General features: G+C 67.8%; 16 protein-coding genes. 8 read left to right on the forward strand and 8 right to left on the reverse strand.

The genetic code is table 11. From position 1 onward, the window contains the following. Positions 1-115: 115 nt before the first annotated feature. Positions 116-1,243: a phosphoserine transaminase gene (serC, locus tag ACFRJ8_RS18520; RefSeq protein ID WP_377987719.1), complete on the forward strand. Its 1,128-nt coding sequence runs from the start codon at positions 116-118 to the stop codon at positions 1,241-1,243. Positions 1,244-1,484: 241 nt separating this feature from the next. Here serC and ACFRJ8_RS18525 read toward each other — a convergent pair whose 3' ends face one another. Both ACFRJ8_RS18525 and ACFRJ8_RS18530 read right to left on the reverse strand, forming a co-directional pair. After that, on the reverse strand, positions 1,485-2,081 hold the full coding sequence (locus tag ACFRJ8_RS18525) for a DUF3027 domain-containing protein (protein WP_377987726.1): 597 nt from the start codon (positions 2,079-2,081) through the stop codon (positions 1,485-1,487). 8 nt (positions 2,082-2,089) lie between these two features. Then, positions 2,090-2,473: a cold-shock protein gene (locus ACFRJ8_RS18530; RefSeq protein WP_090582694.1), complete on the reverse strand. Its 384-nt coding sequence runs from the start codon at positions 2,471-2,473 to the stop codon at positions 2,090-2,092. A 177-nt stretch (positions 2,474-2,650) separates the two neighbouring features. Between ACFRJ8_RS18530 and ACFRJ8_RS18535 the strand changes: the two genes are divergently transcribed. From ACFRJ8_RS18535 to ACFRJ8_RS18560, 6 genes are all read left to right on the forward strand, one after another. Continuing rightward, positions 2,651-2,884, forward strand: coding sequence for a hypothetical protein (locus ACFRJ8_RS18535; RefSeq protein ID WP_377987728.1), 234 nt, complete (start codon positions 2,651-2,653; stop codon positions 2,882-2,884). A 10-nt stretch (positions 2,885-2,894) separates the two neighbouring features. Then, positions 2,895-5,390 (forward strand): helicase-associated domain-containing protein, encoded by a 2,496-nt coding sequence (locus ACFRJ8_RS18540; RefSeq protein WP_377987730.1) that lies wholly within the window; start codon positions 2,895-2,897, stop codon positions 5,388-5,390. Then, complete coding sequence (locus ACFRJ8_RS18545) at positions 5,387-7,033, forward strand: DNA repair helicase XPB (RefSeq protein WP_277527313.1); 1,647 nt, start codon at positions 5,387-5,389, stop codon at positions 7,031-7,033. The genes ACFRJ8_RS18540 and ACFRJ8_RS18545 overlap by 4 nt, the downstream gene beginning before the upstream one ends. A gap of 101 nt (positions 7,034-7,134) precedes the next feature. Continuing rightward, a complete protein-coding gene (locus ACFRJ8_RS18550) occupies positions 7,135-7,845 on the forward strand; it encodes a response regulator transcription factor (RefSeq protein WP_229993817.1) in 711 nt (236 codons plus the stop codon). Between the two features lie 2 nt (positions 7,846-7,847). After that, a complete protein-coding gene (locus ACFRJ8_RS18555) occupies positions 7,848-9,314 on the forward strand; it encodes an ATP-binding protein (protein ID WP_377987736.1) in 1,467 nt (488 codons plus the stop codon). A 181-nt stretch (positions 9,315-9,495) separates the two neighbouring features. Next, positions 9,496-9,783 (forward strand): WXG100 family type VII secretion target, encoded by a 288-nt coding sequence (locus ACFRJ8_RS18560; protein ID WP_377987737.1) that lies wholly within the window; start codon positions 9,496-9,498, stop codon positions 9,781-9,783. A 13-nt stretch (positions 9,784-9,796) separates the two neighbouring features. Here ACFRJ8_RS18560 and ACFRJ8_RS18565 read toward each other — a convergent pair whose 3' ends face one another. The 6 genes from ACFRJ8_RS18565 to ACFRJ8_RS18590 all read right to left on the reverse strand — a co-directional run bounded on the left by ACFRJ8_RS18565 (position 9,797) and on the right by ACFRJ8_RS18590 (position 15,778). After that, positions 9,797-10,939 carry an RNase H family protein gene (locus ACFRJ8_RS18565; RefSeq protein ID WP_377987738.1) on the reverse strand — a complete coding sequence of 381 codons (1,143 nt, stop codon included), beginning with the start codon at positions 10,937-10,939 and terminating at the stop codon, positions 9,797-9,799. Between the two features lie 144 nt (positions 10,940-11,083). Further along, positions 11,084-12,721, reverse strand: coding sequence for a chaperonin GroEL (groL, locus tag ACFRJ8_RS18570; protein ID WP_277527308.1), 1,638 nt, complete (start codon positions 12,719-12,721; stop codon positions 11,084-11,086). A gap of 295 nt (positions 12,722-13,016) precedes the next feature. Then, the gene (locus ACFRJ8_RS18575) at positions 13,017-14,279 is read right to left on the reverse strand and encodes an ABC transporter substrate-binding protein (RefSeq protein ID WP_377987740.1); all 1,263 of its coding nucleotides are present in this window, start codon (positions 14,277-14,279) and stop codon (positions 13,017-13,019) included. Positions 14,280-14,338: 59 nt separating this feature from the next. Beyond that, positions 14,339-14,542 carry a cold-shock protein gene (locus tag ACFRJ8_RS18580; protein ID WP_026266832.1) on the reverse strand — a complete coding sequence of 68 codons (204 nt, stop codon included), beginning with the start codon at positions 14,540-14,542 and terminating at the stop codon, positions 14,339-14,341. A gap of 159 nt (positions 14,543-14,701) precedes the next feature. After that, complete coding sequence (locus ACFRJ8_RS18585; protein WP_377987743.1) at positions 14,702-15,343, reverse strand: LytR C-terminal domain-containing protein; 642 nt, start codon at positions 15,341-15,343, stop codon at positions 14,702-14,704. A 93-nt stretch (positions 15,344-15,436) separates the two neighbouring features. After that, on the reverse strand, positions 15,437-15,778 hold the full coding sequence (locus ACFRJ8_RS18590; protein ID WP_377987746.1) for a DUF3263 domain-containing protein: 342 nt from the start codon (positions 15,776-15,778) through the stop codon (positions 15,437-15,439). A 117-nt stretch (positions 15,779-15,895) separates the two neighbouring features. Here ACFRJ8_RS18590 and ACFRJ8_RS18595 point away from each other — a divergent pair, with 117 nt between their 5' ends. Then, positions 15,896-16,702 (forward strand): uracil-DNA glycosylase, encoded by an 807-nt coding sequence (locus tag ACFRJ8_RS18595; protein ID WP_377987919.1) that lies wholly within the window; start codon positions 15,896-15,898, stop codon positions 16,700-16,702. The last annotated feature ends 32 nt before the right edge of the window (positions 16,703-16,734 follow it).

Raw genomic sequence — 16,734 nt, forward strand, 5'->3', positions numbered from 1 at the left:
CCGGGGACTGTCAGGCAGAATAAAACAGGCAGAATGAATAGGGGTGTCCGTTGTAGCCATCCCTGCCAGGCCACCTCCCAGCCACGCTACGAACCAGCCGAATATTGGAGCCTCTGTGAGCGACACCAGCATCACGATCCCCGCCAACCTCCTGCCCAAGGACGGACGGTTCGGCGCCGGTCCGTCCAAGGTCCGACCTGAACAGATGGATGCCCTCGCTGCATCGGCGAAGCTGCTGGGGACCTCGCACCGCCAGGCCCCGGTGAAGAACCTGGTCGGCTCGGTACGCAGCGGCCTCAGCGAATTCTTCCGCGCCCCCGAAGGCTATGAAGTGGTGCTTGGAGTGGGCGGTTCCACCGCGTTCTGGGACATCGCCAGCTTCGGACTTGTGGAGAACAAAGCGCAGCATCTGTCCTTTGGCGAGTTCGGCTCGAAATTTGCCTCGGCCACCAACAAGGCGCCATTCCTCGCCGAGTCCTCCATCATCACGGCCGAACCCGGCACCCGACCCGCCGCCCGGGCGGAGGCCGGCGTCGACGTCTATGCGTGGCCGCAGAACGAAACCTCAACCGGCGTGGCCGCCCCCGTCCAGCGCGTCGCAGGCGCCGACGAGGGGTCGCTGGTGCTGGTGGACGCGACCTCGGCGGCGGGCGGGCTGGACGTGGACGTGACGGAGTCCGACGTGTACTACTTTGCGCCGCAGAAAAACTTCGCGTCCGACGGCGGCCTGTGGCTTGGCCTGTTCTCCCCCGCGGCGCTTGAGCGGGCGGCCCGGATCAAGGCCGGCAACCGCTGGATCCCCGACTTCCTGGACCTCCAGACGGCGATCGACAACTCCCGGCTGAACCAGACCTACAACACACCGGCACTGGCCACCCTGGTGACCCTGGATGCCCAGGTGCAGTGGCTCAACGCCAACGGCGGCCTGGACTTCGCGGCCGGCCGGACCGCGGACTCCGCCGGCCGCATCTACCGCTGGGCCGAGGCGTCCGGCTACGCCACGCCGTTCGTGGCCAAGGCCGAGGACCGTTCCAACGTGATCGCCACGATCGACTTCGACGAATCGATCGACGCCTCGGCCATCGCCAAGGTGCTGCGCGCCAACGGCGTCGTCGACACCGAGCCGTACCGCAAGCTCGGCCGCAACCAGCTGCGCATCGCCACGTTCGTGGCGATCGAGCCGGACGATGTCTCGGCGCTGCTCGAGTGCATCGATTTCGTCGTGGCGGAACTGAAGAAATAGCCTCAGCGTCCGGCGGCGCCCTCACGGCCAATCAGAACCCAGGCTGTGGCGGCGCCGCCGGCGTCGTGCGCCGTTAGGTGGGCGAACACCAGCCAGTCCTGGGCAGTGCGCTGCATCCAGGTGCCAATGTTGGAGATGAGCGCACCGATGAACCAGATGCCGTAGTTCAGGATGTGCAGGACTTGAACGTGGACATCAGCCCCCAGCCCGCCCCAGACACGCTCCCGGACGCTGTCAACCGCTAGTCGGCCTCGTCCGCGGAGCGTTCCTGCTCGTCGTCGTCGGTCTCGTCGGGGCCGGATTCGTCGGCGTCGTCGTCAGTCTCGTCGTCGGTCTCGGCTTCGTCGGTCTCCGCTGCGTTCTGTGCGGCGGCATCGGACGCCTGCGACGGCGCTTCGGCCTCGTCAGGCTGCGCGTCTTCCGGGCGGACCCGCTCAGCCCACGGAATCCACGCCGGCGCCAGGATGGAGTCTTCGGACGGCAGGAGGCCGAGTTCGTCCACCGTGACCACCTTGGAGCGCGAGTTGCGGGTCAGCACGGCGTACCACTGCCAGCCCAGATACCCGGGCAGCCTGGATTCGAAGAGATGGGTCACCAGACGGTCGCCTTCGCTGCGGGCGCCGATGTGCTCCCCGATCTGCTCTGCGGCGGCAATGCTTTCCACCGCGGTGCGGGCAACGTCGACGGCGGCGGCCAGGAAGGCGTCAGGCTTGCCGGTGCGCCAGGCGGGCACGCCGGCGCGCGGGCGGGGTCCCTGCTTAGAGCCGGTTCCCTTGGATTCGGCGGGCAAGGTGGATCCGGCATCCGGCGCCGGCAACTGATCAGGTTCCTGAGTCATCAAGAGCCTTATACATCCAGCTCGTCGGCAACCTTACGGAGGGCCGCTGCGATCGCCTTGCCCTTGTTGCCTTCCGGGTACTTGCCCGCGGACAGGGTTCCGGACAGGTTGTCCAGCACGCTGACGAGGTCCTGCACCAGCGGGGCAAGGTCCCTGGCACTGGGCCGCTTTGCCTTGGCGATGGACGGCGTCTTGTCCAGCACGCGCAGGCCGAGCGCCTGGGCGCCCTTGCGGCCGTCGGCTACGCCAAATTCAACGCGCGTTCCGGCCTTGAGTTCCGTGACGCCCTCGGGCAGCGCGGACTTGGGCAGGAAGACTTCCTGGCCGTCCTCGCCCGCGAGGAATCCGAAGCCTTTTTCCTTGTCATACCACTTGACCTTGCCGGTAGGCACGTAATCAACCTTCTTCGTTCTGCGGGGACACGGCCGGCGGTCACCGCATCCGCATGGATACGCGGGTTCAGGGTATGACTGCCCGGACCGTGTTGGTCTGTATCTCCAAGGTTATCCTGCCTGGTTCAATATAGCGGCTTGAGGCGCGGGCGATGCTGGACTGTTAGCGTTGCCCACATGACACTCATGCGATACCGGCGGCCTCTGATGATCATCGCGGCCACGCTTGCTGTGCTGTCCTTTGTTGCCGTCGGCGCTGTCATGGCCATGGCGTCGAACAATGTCGTGGCGCCCGCCTGGATTACCTCCACGGCCCTCTACGGCCTCCCGGTGGCATTCCTGCTCATGCTGGCGCTCGTTGTGGACGCAGTGGCAACACGGCGCCGCCCGCACAGGCCCGGCGAAAGGTAACGTTGGAGCGATGTCCCTCATCCGCGCGCTGAGCAAGGAACTTCAGGCACGAAGCGACGAATCGTTGCGGGCCCTGTTCTCCGCGCGGCCGGACCTGATCTCTCCCGGCGTCCCGGACTTCGCCGCCCTCGCCGCCCGTGCCAGCGGACGGGTCAGCGTCCAGCGGGCGCTCGAGCGGCTCAACCGTCCGCAGATGCAGGTCCTGGAAACCCTGCACCTGTGCACCAACTCCGATACCGGGCACAGCGCCTCGGCAGCGATGCTGAAGAAACTGATCAGCGGCTCCTCGGCTGCCGCCATCGACCGGCTGCTCCATTCCCTGCAGGAACTGGCGCTGGTCCACCGCGCCGACCCGCCGCACGGCGCCGCCCCCGCCGCCGCCAGGCAGCGCCACTACCTTCCGGTGGGCAGCCTCAAGGATGTGATCGGCATCTACCCTGCGGGGCTGGGGCGCAGCTACACCGAACTCGTGCGGCTCCAGCCGGCGTTTGCGCAGCGCGTGGTGCAGTTGGTGGGGGAACTGCACCGCGGCGGAGCGCCCATCTCCCCCGCCACGACGCCGATGGAAGCGGCCCTGTCGCTGCAGCATTGGACGGCAACACCGGAGTCGCTCCAGCAAATCCTGGCCACCGCGCCGGATCGGACGGGTGCCCTGCTGGCCCGGTTCGGAAACTGGGCCATGGGCGCCGTTCCGCAGGCCCAGCGCCGGGCGTCCGTGCTGCACGAAAGCTCCGACGTCGGCCCGGTGGACTGGCTGCTGGCCCGGGGGCTGCTGGTGCCGCTGGACGCCGCACACGTCGAGCTTCCCCATAGCGTCGGGGTGTCGCTGCGCGGCGGGTTCGTCATCGAGAGTTTTTCCCTGGTGCCGCCCCTCCCCCACCTTGGCCACACGAGCGCAGGGCTGCGCCGGAACGCCGCATTGGGCGCTATTGCCGAGACGCTGCGGCTCGTGGGCGAAGTGCTCTATGCCGTGCGAGAACAGCCCCTGGCGACGCTGCGCAGCGGGGGCGTCGGGGTCCGGGAGATGAAGCGGCTGGCAGATTCCCTCCGGATCGACGTGCACGAGGCCGGCCTCCTGGCGGAGTTCTGCGCCATGGGCGGCCTGCTGCGGTTGGACGTCGACAGTTCTGCTTGGGTGCAGCCGCCGCAGCTGGAATGGCTGGCGTTGCCGCGGCAGGAGCAATGGCTGTGGCTGGTCAATGCCTGGCTGGCCAGCGAGCGCGCGCCGTCCCTCGTGGGCCAGCCCGTAAATGCCGCTGTCCCGGGCTTGGCAGGCCACCGGGGCGCGGCCGGGACCACCATCAATGCGCTCTCCGCCGAGGCGCAGCGGCCTGACGCGCCGGTGGTCCGCAAACGGGTCCTGGAAATCCTGCATGAACTCACCCTCGAAGCCGCTGCACCCGACGGGCAGGCCCCCGTTCTCAATGCCGCCGCTGTGCTGGAGCGGGCCGAGTGGACGCAGCCCCGGATGGCCCGGCGTTTCAGCTCGCTGATCCGCGGCATCCTCACAGAAGCCGAGATGCTGGGCCTGATCGGTTCCGGGGCGCTCAGCCAGCTGGGGGCCGCGATCGCCGCAGAACAGCCGGATGAGGCGCTGGGGATCCTGGGCGAGCACCTGCCGGCAGCCCTGCAGCATGTGTTGCTGCAGGCGGACCTGACCGCGGTGGCGCCGGGCTACCTTGACCCCGAACTGAGCGAACGGCTCCTGACCATGGCCGCGGCCGAAGGGCAGGGACCTGCAACCATCTACCGTTTCTCCGTCGCCTCCGTCCGCAGGGCCCTCGACGCCGGCCAGGACGCCGTGGCGATCCTGGACTTCCTGCGCCAGCATTCGGCCACCGCCGTCCCGCAGCCGCTCCAGTACCTGATCGAAGACACCGCCGCGCGCCACTCCCGGCTCCGCGTGGGGGCGGCGGCCAGCTTTATCCAATGCGAGGACGAGACCGCCCTGATAGAACTGCTCAACGCCCCGGCCGCCGCCGGCCTCGGGCTGGTGCGCATCGCGCCCACCGTTGTGGTCTCACACTCCGCACCCCGGGAAACGGCGCAGATCCTCAGGGGCCTGGGCCTCGCCCCCGTCCTGGAGGAAGCAGCATCCGCCGTCGTCCGGCTACGACGCAGCACCCCGGGTACAGGCAACGGCCGGCCGGTCTACACCGCCCCGCGGACCGCTCCGCCGGAGGCCGACATCGACGCCCAACTGGCCGTGCTGCGCAGTGACGGGTCCCGGGCACCCGGGTCCGGAACCCACTCGCCGGCGGCTGCCCCTGGCAGCGAGGAAGCGACCCAGCTGGGGCTCGAGACCCTCCTGAAAGCGATCCGCCTCAGGCAGCGGGTGGTCATGAACGTCGTGGACAGCATGGGGAATGCCAGCCGCGAGACGGTTGTTCCGGTAGCTGTAAATGGCGGGCGGGTACGGGTGTTCGATCCGGACAAGGAGATCGAGCGGGTCCTGTCCATCCACCGGATTATCGACGTAGAAGCTACAGAGGAATTGTTCCAGTGAATGACGGGCCCCTGATCGTCCAGAGTGACAAGACCATCCTGCTGGAGGTCGACCACGAACTCGCAACCGAGGCCCGGCACGCCATCGCGGCCTTCGCCGAGCTGGAACGGGCCCCGGAGCACGTGCACAGCTACCGGTTGACACCGCTGGGGCTGTGGAATGCCAGGGCGGCCGGGCTGGACGCCGAAAAGGTCCTAGACACCCTGCTCACGTACTCCCGGTTCCCGGTGCCCCATTCCCTGCTGATCGACGTCGAAGAAACCATGTCCCGGTACGGCCGGCTCCGGCTGGAAAAGGACCCGCAGCACGGCCTGGTCATGCGCACGTCCGACTACCCGGTGCTGGAAGAAGTCAGCCGCGCCAAGAAGATCGCCCCGCTGCTCGGGCCGCGGATCGACGGCGAGACGGTGGTGGTACATTCCTCCCAGCGCGGCCAGCTCAAGCAACTGCTGCTCAAGATTGGCTGGCCGGCCGAGGACCTGGCCGGCTACGTGGACGGCACGCCGCACCCCATCATGCTCAACGAATCCGGCTGGAAGCTGCGGCCGTACCAGCAACTGGCCGCGGAGAACTTCTGGGCCGGCGGCAGCGGCGTCGTCGTCCTTCCCTGCGGCGCCGGCAAAACGCTGGTCGGGGCGGCCGCCATGGCCACAAGCTCCACCACCACGCTGATCCTGGTGACCAACACCGTCGCCGCGCGGCAGTGGAAGGACGAGCTCATCAAGCGCACGTCACTGACCGAGGAGGAGATCGGCGAGTACTCCGGCTCCGTCAAGGAAGTACGCCCGGTCACGATCGCCACCTACCAGGTCCTGACCACGAAGCGCGGCGGCCTGTACCCGCACCTGGAGCTCGTGGACGGCAACGACTGGGGCCTGATCATTTACGACGAGGTCCACCTACTGCCAGCGCCGATCTTCCGGATGACGGCGGACCTGCAGGCCCGGCGCCGGCTGGGACTCACGGCCACGTTGGTGCGGGAGGACGGACGGGAGGGCGAGGTCTTCAGCCTCATCGGCCCGAAGCGCTACGACGCGCCGTGGAAGGACATCGAGACCCAGGGCTACATCGCCCCCGCCGATTGCGTGGAGGTGCGGGTGGACCTGCCCCGCGACGAGCGGGTGGCCTACGCCATGGCCGAGGACGCTGACAAATACCGCCTGTGCGCCACCTCCGAGACCAAGACCAGGGTTGTGGAAGAACTGGTCGCCGAACACGCCGGCGAGCAACTCCTGGTGATCGGGCAGTACATCGACCAGCTCGATGAGATCGGCGAGCGCCTCAACGCGCCGGTCATCAAGGGCGACACGTCGGTCAAGGAACGCCAGCGGCTCTTCGACGCCTTCCGCGCCGGTGAGGTGCAGACCTTGGTGGTGTCCAAGGTGGCCAACTTCTCCATCGATCTGCCCGAGGCGTCGGTGGCGATCCAGGTCTCCGGTTCGTTCGGTTCCCGCCAGGAGGAGGCCCAGCGCCTGGGCCGGCTGCTGCGTCCGAAGAAGGACGGCCGCTCCGCCCGGTTCTACTCGCTGGTGGCCCGGGACACCCTGGACCAGGACTTCGCCGCGAAGCGGCAGCGTTTCCTCGCCGAGCAGGGCTACGCCTACCGGATCATGGACGCCAAGGACGTCGGCACCGCCGGCTAGGCGGAAGGTGCCGTGCCCGGGTGCGCCCGCAACAGGGACGGCCCATGCAACACCCATCCGCCGTTCAGAAAACTCCCAGAGTCTGGGAGCATCATGGGAACATGAAAAAGAACGGACCCGAAGCCAAGCTGCTCGTCGTCGATGATGAACCGAACATCCGCGAGCTGCTGTCAACGTCCCTGCGCTTCGCTGGTTTTGAAGTTGTCTCGGCCGGCAGCGGGCGCGAAGCCCTTGCCGCCGCGGAGTTGCACGCCCCCGATCTGGCAGTGCTGGACGTCATGCTGCCGGACATGGACGGCTTCACCGTCACCCGCCGCCTGCGCGCCGCCGGCAAACACTTCCCCGTCCTGTTCCTCACGGCCAAGGACGACACCGAGGACAAGGTCACGGGCCTGACCGTGGGCGGGGACGATTACGTCACCAAACCCTTCAGCCTCGACGAGGTGGTGGCCCGCATCCGCGCGGTGCTCCGGCGCACGCAGCCCCAGGTCGACGACGACGCCGTGATCCGGGTCGATGACCTCCAGCTCGACGACGACGCCCATGAGGTCCGCCGTGGCGGCACCGTGATCGAGCTGTCCCCCACCGAGTTCAAGCTTCTGCGCTACCTCATGCTCAACCCCAACCGGGTCTTGTCCAAAGCCCAGATCCTCGATCATGTGTGGGAGTACGACTTCAACGGCGATGCCTCGATCGTGGAGTCCTACATCTCCTACCTGCGCCGCAAGGTGGATATCGATCCCGATGCACCGGCGCTGATCCAGACCAAGCGCGGCGTCGGCTACGTTCTGCGGACCGCCGAGAAGCGCTGACCTTGCTGCACCGCTGGAAATCGGCCTCGCTGCGCTCGCAGCTCGTGGCCATTATGATGGCGCTGATGCTGGTGGCCCTCACTGCCACCGGTGCGGGCACGCTGACGCTGCTCCACAGCTTCCTGCAGGGACAGGTGGACGACAAACTCCGGGCCGCCGTCGACTCCGTGCGGCTGGAGAAATCCTTCACCCAGCTGCAGGAGGCCAGCTCCACGATTCCCACGGACTACTCGCTGATGCTCCTCAGCCCGGGCCTCCCAGCCATCCCGTTCGGCGGCGACAAGGACTCCCACCCCGCCATCAGCACCTTTTCCACGGTCGAGGCCCGGCAACGCCAGCAGGTACCCTTCCAGGTCCGCGGGACCGAGGGCGGCAACTGGAGGGTGGTGGCCCTGAGCGTTGTGGACAACAACCAGCGCAGCGCGGTGGTGGTCATCGGGCTGCCGCTGGACCCCGTCGATTCCGTCATGGAACATGCCGCCCTGGTGGTGGTGGGCGTGGGCCTGCTGACGCTCGTGCTGGCGTTCTTCATCGCCACGTGGACCGTCTCGCGGTCCTTCCGGCCGCTGGCCCGGGTGGAGAAGACGGCCGCCGCGATCGCCGCCGGAGACCTCTCCAGACGCGTGGAAATCGAAAACCCCAACACCGAAGTGGGGAGGTTGGGCAGTTCGCTCAATGCCATGCTCGCGCACATTGAGACAGCGTTCGCTGCCCGGATGGCGTCCGAGGAACGGATGCGTCGCTTCGCCGCCGACGCCTCGCACGAGCTGCGCACTCCGCTGGTGACCATTCGCGGGTTCTCCGAGCTGTACCGGCACGGGGCGCTTTCCACCCCGGAAGACGTGGCCACGGCGATGGGGCGGATCGAAAGCGAAGCCAAGCGCATGGGGGCCATGGTGGAAGACCTGCTGCTGCTGGCCAGGATCGATGAGCAGCGCCCGCTGCAGCAGAAACCGGCCGATCTGCTGCTGCTGGCCAACGACGCCGTGGTGGACACCCAGGCGAGCGACCGCAGCCGCACCATCACCCTCACCGGGCTCGACGGCGCGGCCCCGGCGCCCGCGCCGGTGCTGGGGGACGAAGCCAAGCTGCGCCAGGTGGTCAGCAACCTGGTCGGCAATGCCCTGCGGTACACGCCGGAGGGAACTCCGATCGAAATTGGTGTCGGGACCCGGACTGCACCGGATGGAGCCCGGCAGTCCGTGATCGAGGTCCGGGACCACGGACCGGGCGTCCCGGAGGACGAAGCGGCCCGTATTTTCGAGCGCTTCTACCGGGCGGACACCTCCCGGACCAGGGAGACCGGCGGCAGCGGGCTCGGCCTGGCGATCGTGGCCGCCATCGTCGGCTCGCATTCCGGGTCCGTGCGGGTCGGGGAGACTGACGGGGGCGGTGCCACGCTGGTGGTCAGCATCCCGTTCCTGGATGAAGACGCCACGGAACTGTCTACAGCTGGTTTGTCCACATAGGAGCCGACGGCGGTGTCCGGCCGGTGGGCTGCCCGCCTACGCTCGGGGTGTCCGGACACTCCGGACGAGGCAGCCGCACCCACAAGCCTTCACCACAGACTCCCCCACAGACTCCACCGCTGACGATTACCGTGCTCCGCCGGGCCGCGGCTGCCTCCCGAACTTTTCGAGAGGCAATCCCATGAGCATCATCTCCGTCGATACGGAGCTCCTGCAGCTCAAGTCCGCCAACGTGCAGGCCACGGTGGAGCGGATCAGCGCCGACGTCCATGCCATGAAACGAGGGCTGGACGAACTCCAGGGCAGCTGGCGCGGCTCCGCGGCGACAAACTTCCAAGCCCTGGTCGCCGAGTGGACGCTGACCCAGGGCAGGGTCGAGGCATCCCTGGCGTCCATAAACCTCGCCCTGAATTCCGCCGCCGCCACCTACGCCCAGGCAGAACTGGGCAATGCGCAGCGGTTCACGTGAGCCTCACGGGGCGTCAGGCCTCGGGTGTGCCCTGGTGGAAGCGCAGCCGCCATTGCGCGCCTTCAAGGACCCACAGGGAGCTGCGCAGGGCTGATCCGTCGCGGGTGTGGCTGCGGTACGTCAGGAGCATGGTCTTCTCACCCAACCGGTCCGCGCCCAGCAGCTCCAGCTCCACGGGTCCGCCCGGGTTGTCCTCAAGCGACATCATCATGGCGTCGCGGGTCCAGAGCCTGCCGGAGCTGCCGATCTCGGTGAAGTCCGGATGGAGCAGGACGCCTGCGCGGCCCAGGTCCGCCCGGGTTTCCGGGCGGAGCAGTTCCCGCTCGAGGGACTCGACGACGGCTTCGGGGCTGGCCTCCGCCAGTGCCACGGCCGGTTCCTCTTCGAGTTCGCTGAAGAGGTCCGGTTCGTCGTAGGCCCCCGGTGCGCCAAAGAGTTCCTGCTGGCCGGAAGGCGCCGGGGCCGGCTGCGCCCGGGTCGCGGCCGGCCGCGCGGCCTGCTCGGGGGCGGTCCTTGGGGCCGTCTCCGGGGCGGTCTGCGGCATCGCGGAACCGGCCTGGCCCGCCGGCTGCGTCCCGCCCTGCTGCGTCCCGCCCTGCTGTGTCCCGCCCTGCTGTGTCCTGCCCGGCTGTGTCCTGCCCGGCTGTGTCCTGCCCGGCTGTGTCTCGCCCTCCGGCGGCTGGCCCTCCGGTGACCCGAAGCCAGGTCCCTGCCGGACCGCCACGCCCTGCTGGTACGCCGTGGCCGCTGCGCGGGCACGGACGTCGGCAGCTTCGTTGAGCTCGTGACCTGCATGGCCCCGCACCCACTCGAAGGTGTACTTGCGGCCCACGAGCGCCTGGTCGATGTCCTTAAGGAGGTCCACGTTCAGCACCGGCTTGCCGTCGGCCTTGCGCCAGCCCTTGCGCTTCCAGCCTGGCATCCACTTGGTCACCGCGTTGATGACGTACTGGCTGTCGCAGAGGATCAGCAGGTCTTCCCCGGGCACGTGTGCCGTCGCCCGGAACAGGTCCAGCACCGCCATCAGCTCGCCCTGGTTGTTCGTACCGTGGGGCCATCCACCGGCCCGCCAGCAGTCGTCATTCACGTACCAGGCCCAGCCGGCCGGGCCGGGATTTCCTAAGGCCGAACCGTCGGCCGCTGCTGTAATCGTCACTGACCTATCCTGTCAGACCCTGCCGACACCCACCGCAACAACGGAGGGAGGGTGCTGGGCGTGGACTGCATTAACGCCAACGGCGGCCCCACCCGAAGGTGGGACCGCCGTCGTCGAACAGCCGGTGGAGGCTAGCGCGGGTGGTTAGAAGCCGCCCATGCCGCCCATGCCGCCCATGTCGTCGCCGCCGCCCATCTGGGCGCCAGCCTTCTCGGGCTTGTCGGCTACAACGGCCTCGGTGGTGAGGAACAGGCCGGCGATGGAAGCCGCGTTCTGCAGGGCAGAGCGGGTTACCTTGACCGGGTCGTTGATGCCAGCGGCCAGCAGGTCGACGTACTCGCCGGTGGCTGCGTTGAGGCCGTGGCCTGCGGGCAGGCCGCGGACCTTGTCCACCACGACGCCGGGCTCGAGGCCGGCGTTGAAGGCGATCTGCTTCAGCGGGGCGTCGATGGCAACGCGGACGATGTTCGCGCCCGTTGCCTCGTCACCGGAGAGCTGCAGGTTCGCGAACGCCTTGGCGCCGGCCTGGATCAGAGCAACGCCACCGCCGGCGACGATGCCCTCTTCGACAGCAGCCTTGGCGTTGCGGACAGCGTCCTCAATGCGGTGCTTGCGTTCCTTGAGCTCGACCTCGGTTGCGGCACCGGCCTTGATGACTGCAACGCCACCGGCCAGCTTGGCCAGGCGCTCCTGCAGCTTCTCGCGGTCGTAGTCGGAATCCGAGTTCTCGATCTCGGCGCGGATCTGGGACACGCGGCCGGCGATCTGGTCGGCGTCGCCGGCACCCTCGACGATCGTGGTCTCGTCCTTGGTGACAACAACCTTGCGGGCCTTGCCAAGGAGTTCGAGTCCGGCGGTCTCAAGCTTGAGGCCGACTTCCTCGGAGATGACCTGGCCACCGGTGAGGATGGCGATGTCGGCCAGCTGCGCCTTGCGGCGGTCGCCGAAGCCCGGAGCCTTGACGGCGACGGACTTGAAGGTGCCGCGGATCTTGTTGACGATCAGGGTGGCCAGGGCCTCGCCCTCGATGTCTTCGGCAATGATCAGCAGCGGCTTGTTGGACTGCATGACCTTTTCGAGGACAGCAACCAGTTCCTTGACGTTGGAGATCTTGGAGTTGACGATCAGGATGTACGGATCCTCAAGGACCGTTTCCTGGCGCTCGGCGTCGGTGACGAAGTAGGCGGAGATGTAGCCCTTGTCGAAGCGCATGCCTTCGGTCAGCTCCAGCTCGAGGCCGAACGTGTTCGACTCCTCGACCGTGATGACGCCTTCCTTGCCGACCTTGTCGAGGGCTTCGGCGATCAGGGCGCCGATCTCGTTGTCGCCAGCAGAGATGGACGCGGTGGCGGCGATCTCTTCCTTGGTCTCGATTTCCTTGGCGGAGGCCAGGAGCTCGACGGTCACGGCGTCAACAGCCTTCTCGATGCCGCGCTTGAGGGACAGCGGGTCAGCGCCGGCCGCGACGTTGCGCAGGCCTTCCTTGACCAGGGCCTGTGCGAGCACAGTTGCCGTGGTGGTGCCGTCGCCTGCGACGTCATCCGTCTTCTTGGCAACTTCCTTGACCAGCTCGGCGCCGATCTTCTCGTAAGGGTCATCCAGCTCGATCTCCTTGGCGATGGAAACACCATCGTTGGTGATCGTGGGGGCGCCCCACTTCTTTTCGAGGACGACGTTGCGTCCCCGCGGGCCGAGGGTGACCTTGACGGCGTCGGCGAGGATGTTCAGGCCCCGCTCAAGACCGCGGCGTGCCTCTTCATCAAATGCAATGATCTTGGCCATAACGGCAGTAGTCCTTTCGGGACAGTCGTTAAGAATGAACCTTCGCTGTGGTGCCCGCGACGGACGATTCCTACCCCGCGGCCTCTGTATGCCGCTGGGTCCGGGATCTCACCCCAGCAAGGTGTTCCTTTAGCTCCTGGACCGGCTGCCCCACTTCGCGGCCGGGCGAACCGGGCGTCGTGTTAGCAGTCGATGCGCTGGAGTGCTAAATCAATAATTAGCACTCCCCCGGGGAGAGTGCAAGCAGTGCCCGGCAGGAACCGCCCGCCACGCGGGGACAATACGCTAGGAGCGATCAGCCGCCGCTGCTGCTGGCGCTCTCCGTGCCGGTCATTGTGGGCAGGTTGTCCTCGCCGTAGGTGTAGACGATGTAGTTCGCCTCGGAGATGTCCCCGTGGGAATCAAACTTGATCCGTCCGGACTGGCCGTCATAGTCAGGGCGCTTGCCCGCATGGAGGACGTCCACGCATTCCTGGTAGCTCGTGCACGACTCGCTCGGGGGCTGGCCGGCGGCCTGTCCGCCCGCTGGCGCAGTTCCGCCGGAGACCCCCACGAGGGATGCCGCGATGGAGGTTCCGGCGTCGTCTTCTGCCGCGGCGGCAGCGACGGCGGCGAGGATGACGGCGTCGTACGTCTCGGAGGCAAACACCATGTCCTTCAGCCCGGGGTCAACGGCAACAAGGTCCTCCTGGAAGGCGGCGGAGGGGAACACGCCGGGCAGGACCCCACGTGCGCCCTCGAGCGCCCGCGTGCCCACTCCGGAGCCATACCGGCTGACGGCCGCGTCGCTGAGGACAAGTTTTTTGCCGGCCAGGCCGGCGTTGTTCAGTTCGGCGATGGCACCCTGCGCGCCGTCGCGCGATACCAGGACGACGGCGTCGGGATTTGCGGCCTTGGCGGTGGCGGCAGCCTGCTGTGCCTGGCCGGGAGTGAACTCCGCGTCCGCCACGACGTCCAGCCCGGACTGTTTCGCCGCACCGGCGACGGCGGAGGCGACGTCCTTGCCGTAGTCGCCTTTCTCGTGCAGCACGGCCAGAGTCTTGGCGCCGCCGTCTTGGGCCAGCTTGGCGAGGGCGGACGCCTGCGCGATGTCGGCTGCCGAGGTGCGGAAATAGTAGCCGCCGCTCTTGTAGTTGCTGAGCCCGCTGGCAGAGTTGGCCGGCGAGATGACGGCTACCTTGGCGTTGGCCAGTACGTCGATCGCAGCAGGAGCGCGGCTGGAATCAGTCGGACCGATCACGACGTCAGCCTTGGCGGCAACCAGCGCTTTCGCCTGCGCGGCGGTGTCAGCGCTGATGGTTTCCGGCAGGAGCTCCACCGGCTTGCCTTTGTGGCCACCGGCCGCGTTGATCTCCTTGACGGCGAGTTTGGCGGCCGCGAGCTGAGGGGCGTTGAGGAAGTTCTGCCGCCCCGTGTTGTCCAGGATCAGGCCGATGCGCAATGTGCCGTCACCGCTGGCGTCGGCGCTGGCCACGCGGGCGCTGCCTGCAGGTCCCAGGCAGCCCGTCAGGGTCACGGCCGCGAGGGTGCCCGCCGCCAGGGCACGGCGCAGCGGCAAAGTTCTTCCTGGGCGCCCTGCCGCGTCCCGCCGGGGGTTCTTGATGAAAGCCAGTGCCACTAGGCGGGCCGGACGCTTTCAGCCTGCGGGCCCTTTTCGCCCTCGCCGACTTCAAGCTCCACCCGCTGGCCCTCGTCCAGGGCGCGGTAGCCTTCCCCGACAATCGCGGACCAGTGCACGAAGACGTCGTTCTCGGAACCGTCCACGGTGATGAAGCCGTAGCCCTTCTCGGCGTTGAACCATTTGACGGTTCCCAGTGCCATGGTGTCCACACTTTCAGCTAGCTTGCGTGCGGCCCACCTCGATGTGCGCCGCAGACTGCGAAGAGAAATCCGCAGATACTGTACCCACAGCGTCCCTCAGGAACGCCGACGGCGGGCAGGTCCGCCGTCGAATAGTTATTGAGGCGTAACCGGAATTGACTACTGGAAGCCGGGTCCCAGCACAACGACAAGGGGCACGTTGAACTCGGCGGAGTCCACCAGGGTGTCGATGCCCAGGAGCGTTCCGAGCGCCTCGGCATTGCCCTTCTGTTCCGCGCCGCTGTAGAAAATCACCGACGTCTGCTGCGGGACACCGCCCCAGTTCCCTGTCTGGCCCACGGTCCAGCCGGCGGAGCTGACGGTGCCGCCGACGCGGGTGGCGAGGCCAGCGGTGGTGGTCCCGTTGTAGATCGTCACCGGCTGCGTCTTGTCCACCCCGGCGGCTGCGGCGCTGGGCGTCGCTGAGGGCGTCGCCGACGGCGGCGCGGCGGCGGGTGCCGTGCTCGCAACTCCCGGGCTGGTCTGCGCGGGGCTGGGGCTCGCGGGGCCCGATGCGGACGGGCTACTGCTGGCGGACGCGGACGCTCTCTCACCGGCTGACACGGCCGCGGCCTGGCCTCCGGAGAACCCAAGCTTCGGCAGGATCAGGAAGGCCACCAGGCCAATGGCCAGCGCTACGAAGCCAGCCGCCAGGATGGGCGTCAGGCTCCGGCGGCGCGCTCCGGCGACGGCCCGGTGGACACCCTGCCGGGTAGAGGTCTCCGGGACCCGATCAAATTCATCCCGAGCGTATTTGGTCATGGTAAAACGACGTCCTTGCTGATTTCATACGGGGTGCCCGAGGCCGGAACGGACGCAACAGGACGTGCGCATCCGGCTGCTCGTGACGCGACTTTACGAATCTGTTCCCAGACGACGGGCAGTGCGGGCACGTTGGCGTGATGTACGTAGTCTACGCAATCTCTTGACCAGCATGGGATCGTGGGCCAGTGCATCCTCGGTATCGATGAGGGCATTGAGGATCTGGTAGTAGTGCGTGGCGGACAGATCGAACAGCTCGCGGATGGCCTGTTCCTTGGCCCCCGCGTACTTCCACCACTGCCGCTCCAGGGCCAGCATCTGCTGGTCGCGGGCGCTGAGCGGAGACTCCGCGGACACCCCACCGAGGTCCGCACCGGCAGCGGGGAACCCGACGGAATCCCCCGCGAGCACGTGCTCTTGCGCTGTTTCGGCCACGACACACTCCCTGGTTGATTCGGACAAACTGATCCGGCAAAAGTCAGTCCCATGCTACGGCCGAATGACAGGCTTGTCATTTGGCGGGGTGCCGGAGCGGCCGGCGTCTGCGGAAGAATGGGGGCTGTGTCCAACTCCGAACTTCCTTCCGAACCAGATTCCGACGCCTTGTTCGAACTGGAACCCGAAGCCATCGACAACCTCAGCTTCGAGGACCTTGCGCGCCGGTCGCTGAGCGATCTGGTCGCTCCAGACTGGGCAGAAGCGCTGGCGCCGGTGGAGGCGCAGCTGCGGGAGGCCCTCACCTTCCTCGCCGGCGAAGCGGCCGCCGGGCATGGCGTGCTGCCATCGCCGCCAAACCTGCTGCGGGCCTTCCGCCAGCCGCTGGCCGGTGTCCGGGTGTTGGTGGTGGGCCAGGACCCCTATCCGACGCCCGGGCACGCCGTGGGGCTGTCCTTCGCCGTAGACGGCGCCACCCGGCCGATCCCCCGCAGCCTGGCAAACATCTACAAGGAGCTTCACGCCGATCTCGGCATCCCGCCGCGCGTCCACGGGGACCTCAGCCGCTGGGCGGAACAGGGCGTACTGCTGCTGAACAGGGTGCTCAGTGTCCGGGCCGGCGCGGCGGGCTCGCACCGGAACAAGGGCTGGGAAGCCGTCACGGCGACGGCCATCCGGGCAGTTGCCGGCCGCGCGTCCGCCTCCGGCGCGGGCCACGCTCCCCTTGTCGTGATCCTGTGGGGGAAGGACGCCGAGTCCGTGCGGCCGCTGCTGGGATCCGCTGCCGTCATCGCCAGCGCCCACCCCAGCCCGCTCTCGGCCTCCCGCGGATTCTTCGGATCGCGGCCCTTTAGCCGGGCCAACGCCCTGCTGCAGGAACAGGGCAACGGGACGGTCGACTGGGAACTGCCGCCGCTGCCGTAACAGGCATTCGTCCGGAGCTCCCGGCCAGGGTT

This window comes from Arthrobacter sp. NPDC056886, from assembly GCF_042788715.1.
Lineage (GTDB): Bacteria > Actinomycetota > Actinomycetes > Actinomycetales > Micrococcaceae > Arthrobacter.